Source organism: Falsiroseomonas oryzae (assembly GCF_027856955.1).
GTDB lineage: Bacteria > Pseudomonadota > Alphaproteobacteria > Acetobacterales > Acetobacteraceae > Falsiroseomonas > Falsiroseomonas oryzae.
Genome location: NZ_JAPSMD010000437.1, coordinates 1 through 4367 on the forward strand (window position 1 = coordinate 1; position 4367 = coordinate 4367).

6 protein-coding genes are annotated in these 4367 nt (G+C 75.0%); 2 read left to right on the forward strand and 4 right to left on the reverse strand.

Annotated elements, in window-relative coordinates:
* Positions 1 to 47: 47 nt before the first annotated feature.
* The 4 genes from OZN99_RS26385 to OZN99_RS26400 form a co-directional block, all read right to left on the reverse strand.
* On the reverse strand, positions 48 to 527 hold the full coding sequence (locus tag OZN99_RS26385; protein WP_270938211.1) for a copper chaperone PCu(A)C: 480 nt from the start codon (positions 525 to 527) through the stop codon (positions 48 to 50).
* A gap of 151 nt (positions 528 to 678) precedes the next feature.
* Entirely contained in the window at positions 679 to 1053 is a 375-nt protein-coding gene (locus tag OZN99_RS26390) for a DUF2946 family protein (protein ID WP_270938212.1), read from the reverse strand.
* 41 nt (positions 1054 to 1094) lie between these two features.
* A complete protein-coding gene (gene thpR / locus OZN99_RS26395; protein ID WP_270938213.1) occupies positions 1095 to 1631 on the reverse strand; it encodes an RNA 2',3'-cyclic phosphodiesterase in 537 nt (178 codons plus the stop codon).
* 45 nt (positions 1632 to 1676) lie between these two features.
* Positions 1677 to 2300 carry an arylesterase gene (locus OZN99_RS26400; protein ID WP_270938214.1) on the reverse strand — a complete coding sequence of 208 codons (624 nt, stop codon included), beginning with the start codon at positions 2298 to 2300 and terminating at the stop codon, positions 1677 to 1679.
* Positions 2301 to 2376: 76 nt separating this feature from the next.
* On the opposite strand from OZN99_RS26400, the gene OZN99_RS26405 reads away from it, so the two are divergent.
* Together OZN99_RS26405 and OZN99_RS26410 are read left to right on the forward strand one after the other, a co-directional pair.
* Positions 2377 to 3078 (forward strand): ABC transporter ATP-binding protein, encoded by a 702-nt coding sequence (locus tag OZN99_RS26405; RefSeq protein WP_408611946.1) that lies wholly within the window; start codon positions 2377 to 2379, stop codon positions 3076 to 3078.
* The coding region (locus tag OZN99_RS26410; protein ID WP_270938215.1) for an ABC transporter permease at positions 3075 to 4367 on the forward strand (1293 nt) is incomplete at its 3' end. The genes OZN99_RS26405 and OZN99_RS26410, both read left to right, overlap by 4 nt.

Here is a 4367-nt window from a genome sequence, read left to right on the forward strand (position 1 = left end):
CGGGCGTAGGCCGCGTCGAAGGCCGCCCGCCGCCGTTCCTCACGGCCTCAGTGGCCGTGCCCGCCGCCGTGGCCGCGCGCGCCGGCGGCCTGTACGGCCAGCTCCACCTGCGCTTCGCCGGCGCGCTCGAAGACGAGCGTGAGCGGCACACGCTCGCCCTGGCGCAGCGGCGCGGCCAGGCCGATCAGCATCAGGTGCAGCCCGCCCGGCTGCAGCCGCACCTCGCGCCCGGCGGGCAGCTCGATCGCCGCCACGGGGCGCATGCGCATGACGTCGCCTTCGCGGATGTGGGTGTGCAATTCCACCACGCGGGCGGCGGTCGTGCGCGCCGCCACCAGGCGGTCGGGCTCCGCCCCCGTGTTGCGGATCGCCATGAAGCCGGCACCGGTGGCCCCGGCGCCGGCGGCGCGGGTCCAGGGGGCGGCGATGCGCAGCGACCCCGCGGATATCTCCTGGGCGCGGGCGCGGGGCGCGATCGCGCCGGCCAGCAGGAGGCCGAGCGCGGCGCGGCGGGAGAAGGGGGTCATGCTGCGCGCCCCACGGTCCTGCGCCGTGGCTGGGCTGCGGGGGCGGGCGCGACATCATTGCGGACGGCGACAAGCGGGCCGGACGCCGTGGTGGCGTGACGGGTGAGGGACATGGATGCGATTCCTGAATCCGTTGTGACGCGGGACGGCTTCAGGAGGTCGGCGGTGCCCTCGGGCGGCAGGAGGGCGAGGGGCCGGGAGCCGGCAACGGGGCCGGCGGGGGCGGCTGCGGATCGGCGCTCTGCGCCAGGATGACGGGGGCGACCGCGACGACGGGCGGCGGCGTCAGCGCGAGGCCGGCGGGCCCGAGGCAGGCCGGGCATATCCCGCCGACGGCATGATGGTCGTGCTGCGCGTCCCCGGGCTCCGACGGCAGCACCACGCGGTGCAGCCCCTCCGGCGTGCAGATCTCGACCGCGAACCCCTCCGCCGGGGCGGCGAGGCGCAGGCAATGGCCGAAGGCCGTGCCCCACTGCAGCAGCAGCAGGACGACCAGCAGGCGCGTCAGGGCGGGGCGCAGGCGCACCTTGGGACCTTACCATCCCCGGAACTGGCTGGGGAAGCGGCTCACGCCAGCTCGTACTCGACCTCCGGAACGTAGTGCGCCGCCTCCTTGCCGAGGCGGGAGGAGAAAAGGGTGAAATGCTCTACCGGCACCGGCGCCGGCCGGAACAGGGCGTGCGCCTGCACGAAGGAGATCAGCTTGCCCGTCTCCGCCTTGTCGGTGCGGGCGAGGGTGACATGCGGGGCGAAGCGGCGTCGCTCCGGCTCCAGCCCGACGCGCTGCAGCGCGGTCTCCACCTTGCCCTGCAGCCGGGCCAGGGCCTCGGACCGCTCCGCGGGGACGTAGAGGGACTGGATGCGCCCGGCCTTCTCGAAGGTGCCGATGCCTGCCAGCGCCAGGTCGAAGCGCGGGGCGCGGATGGCGGCGAGGGCGGCATCCACCTCCTCCGCCCGCCAGGGCTCGATCTCGCCGATGAAGCGGAGGGTCAGGTGATAGTTCTCCGGCGGCACCCACTTCGCCCCAGGGATGCCGCCGGCCAGGGCCCCGAGTTGGGTCTTCACCAGGGCGGGCAGCGCCAGGGCGACGAAGAGACGCAGCATCAGGGTCGCTCCGCGAACAGGGGGGGCCCCGTGGTGGACAGGCCCTCAGCCTGCGGCGGAAACGCGCACCCGGTCCAGAAGGGTTTCGATGAAGGGCAGCATGCGCCGGGCGATGATGTCGGCCCCCTGGGCGGTGGGGTGGATGCGGTCCGGCTGGTTCAGCGCCGGGTCGCCGGCCACGCCGTCCAGCAGGAAGGGGTAGAAGATCACCTCGGTCCGTTCGCGCGAAAGTGTCTCGAACACCTCGGCGAAGTCCCGGCCGTAGTCCCGTCCGAGATTGGGGGGCGCGACCATGCCGGCCAGCAGGGTCGGGATGTTGCGCCGGGCCAGCGCGTCCAGGATGGCGGTCAGGTTGGCGCGCATCTGCTGCGGCGTCAGGCCGCGCAGCCCGTCATTGCCTCCAAGCGCCACGATGGCCGCGTGCGGCCGGTCCGCGAGCGACCATTCGATGCGCGCCCGCCCGCCTGCGGTGGTGTCGCCCGAGACGCCGGCATCGATCACCCGCACGTTGCGCCCGCGTTCGCGCAGCAGCGCCTGGATGCGTGCTGGCGGCCCCTCCGACCGCGCAAGGCCGTAGCCCGCGGTAATCGAATCGCCGAGCATGAGCAGCCGGATCTCGCCGCCCTGGGTGGCCTGGGCACGGGCGGCGCTCGTTCCGGCGAGCAACATTCCGAGACCTGCCACCGCCTTTCGCAGCGCGGCACGGCGCCCATATTCGGGCAAACCGCCGACGGATCCCCTGCCCGTGACATCTCCCCTGATCGAGGCCAGCGGCCTCGTCTTCACTGCCGCTGCGGCCTCCGGTCCCGTGCAGGTGCTGCGCGGCGTGGACCTGTCCGTGACCACCGGGGAGGCGGTCGGCATCGTCGGACCTTCGGGTTCGGGCAAGACGTCGCTCCTGATGCTGCTGGCCGGGCTCGAGCGGCCGACCGCGGGGCGGCTGACCGTCGCCGGGCGGGACCTGGGCGCCCTCGACGAGGATGCGCTGGCCCGCTTTCGCCGCGACGAAGTGGGGATCGTCTTCCAGGCCTTCCACCTTGTGCCCACCATGACGGCGCTGGAGAACGTGGCGATCCCGCTGGAATTCGCCGGGCGGCGCGACGCCTTCGACCGCGCCGCGGCCGCGCTGCAGGAGGTCGGGCTGGGCCACCGGCTGGAGCACTACCCCGGCCAGATGTCGGGCGGCGAGCAGCAGCGCGTGGCGCTGGCCCGCGCCGTAGTGGCCGAGCCGCGGCTGATCCTGGCCGACGAGCCCACCGGCAACCTGGACCGCGCCACCGGCACGGTGGTGATGGACCTGCTGTTCGGCCTGCGGGCGCGGCTCGGCACCACGCTGCTGCTGATCACCCACGATCCGGCGCTGGCCGAGCGCTGCGGTCGCCAGGTGCGGATCGAGGACGGCCGCATCGTCAGCGACACGCCGGCGATCCGGCTGGCGGCCGAATGACCTCCCACCTCATCCACGCCCTCCGCCTCGCCCGGCGGGAGCTGCGCGGCGGGCTGAAGTCGCTGCGCATCGTGCTGGCCTGCCTCGCCCTCGGCGTCGCCGCCATCACCGCGGTCGGCACGCTGCGCGCCGCGATCGACGCCGGGCTGCAGGCCGACGGCGCCCGCCTGCTCGGTGGCGACATCGAGGTGCGCACCACCCAGCGCCCGCTGCCCCAGGCGGCACAGGACTGGGCAACGGCGCGCGGCGCGACGCTCTCCGAGGTGGTGGAGATGCGCGCCATGGCCATTGCCCCCTCCGGTGAGCGGGCGCTGGTGGAACTCAAGGGCGTGGACGGCGCCTATCCGCTGTACGGCGCCTTGGCCCTGGCCCCCGACACCGCCAGCCTGGCGCGGCGGGACGGGCGGTTCGGCGTGGCGCTCGACCCGGCGGTGGTGGACCGGCTGGGCCTGAACCTCGGCGACCCGGTCCGCATCGGCGAGGCCACCTTCCGCTTCGTCGCGGTGATCGCGACCGAGCCCGACCGGGTGGCGAGCCCGACCGTGCTCGGCCCGCGCGCCATGGTGGAGATGGCGGCGATCGCGGAGACCGCGCTGATCCAGCCGGGCTCGCTGGTCGCCTGGGACACCCGCGTGCGGCTGCCGGCCGGCACCGAATCGCGCGGCTTCGCGCGCGCCTGGCAGGCGGCGACGGGCGATGCCGGCTGGCGGGTGCGCTTCGCCGGCCAGGCGGAGCCCGGGGTCAACCGCTTCCTGGACCGCGCGGCATCCTTTCTGGTGCTGGCGGGCCTGACCGCGCTGCTGGTGGGCGGGATCGGCGTCGCCACGGGCGTGCGCGCCTGGCTGGAAGCGCGCGGCCGCACCATCGCGACGCTGCGCTGCCTGGGCGCTCCGGCGGGCACCATCCTGGCGACCTACCTGATCCAGGTTCTGGCCCTGGCGGTGGTGGGGATCGGCATCGGGCTGGTCGCGGGCTTCGGCCTGACCTGGCTGGCGGCCCAGGCCCTGGCGGGCTCGCTGCCGGTGCCGCCGCGACTCGGCATCTATCCGCGGGAGATGGGGCTGGCGGCGCTGTACGGCCTGCTCACGGCGCTGGCCTTCGCGCTGTGGCCGCTCGGCCGGGCGCAGCGCATCCCCGGCGCCGCGCTGTTCCGCGACACCATCACGGCGGCGCCCGGCTGGCCCTCGCGCGGGCTGGTCGTGGCGAATGCGGCCGCCGCGCTGGCGCTGGCCGTGCTGGTGGTCGGCACGGCGGAGCAGCCGGCCTTCGCGCTCGGCTTCGTGGCCGGC

Bases quoted from the DNA above. Each gene is read 5' to 3' on its own strand.
- OZN99_RS26385 (WP_270938211.1), bottom strand. From the start codon at position 527: ATGACCCCCTTCTCCCGCCGCGCCGCGCTCGGCCTCCTGCTGGCCGGC.
- thpR (WP_270938213.1), bottom strand. From the start codon at position 1,631: ATGCTGCGTCTCTTCGTCGCCCTGGCGCTGCCCGCCCTGGTGAAGACC.
- OZN99_RS26400 (WP_270938214.1), bottom strand. From the start codon at position 2,300: ATGTTGCTCGCCGGAACGAGCGCCGCCCGTGCCCAGGCCACCCAGGGC.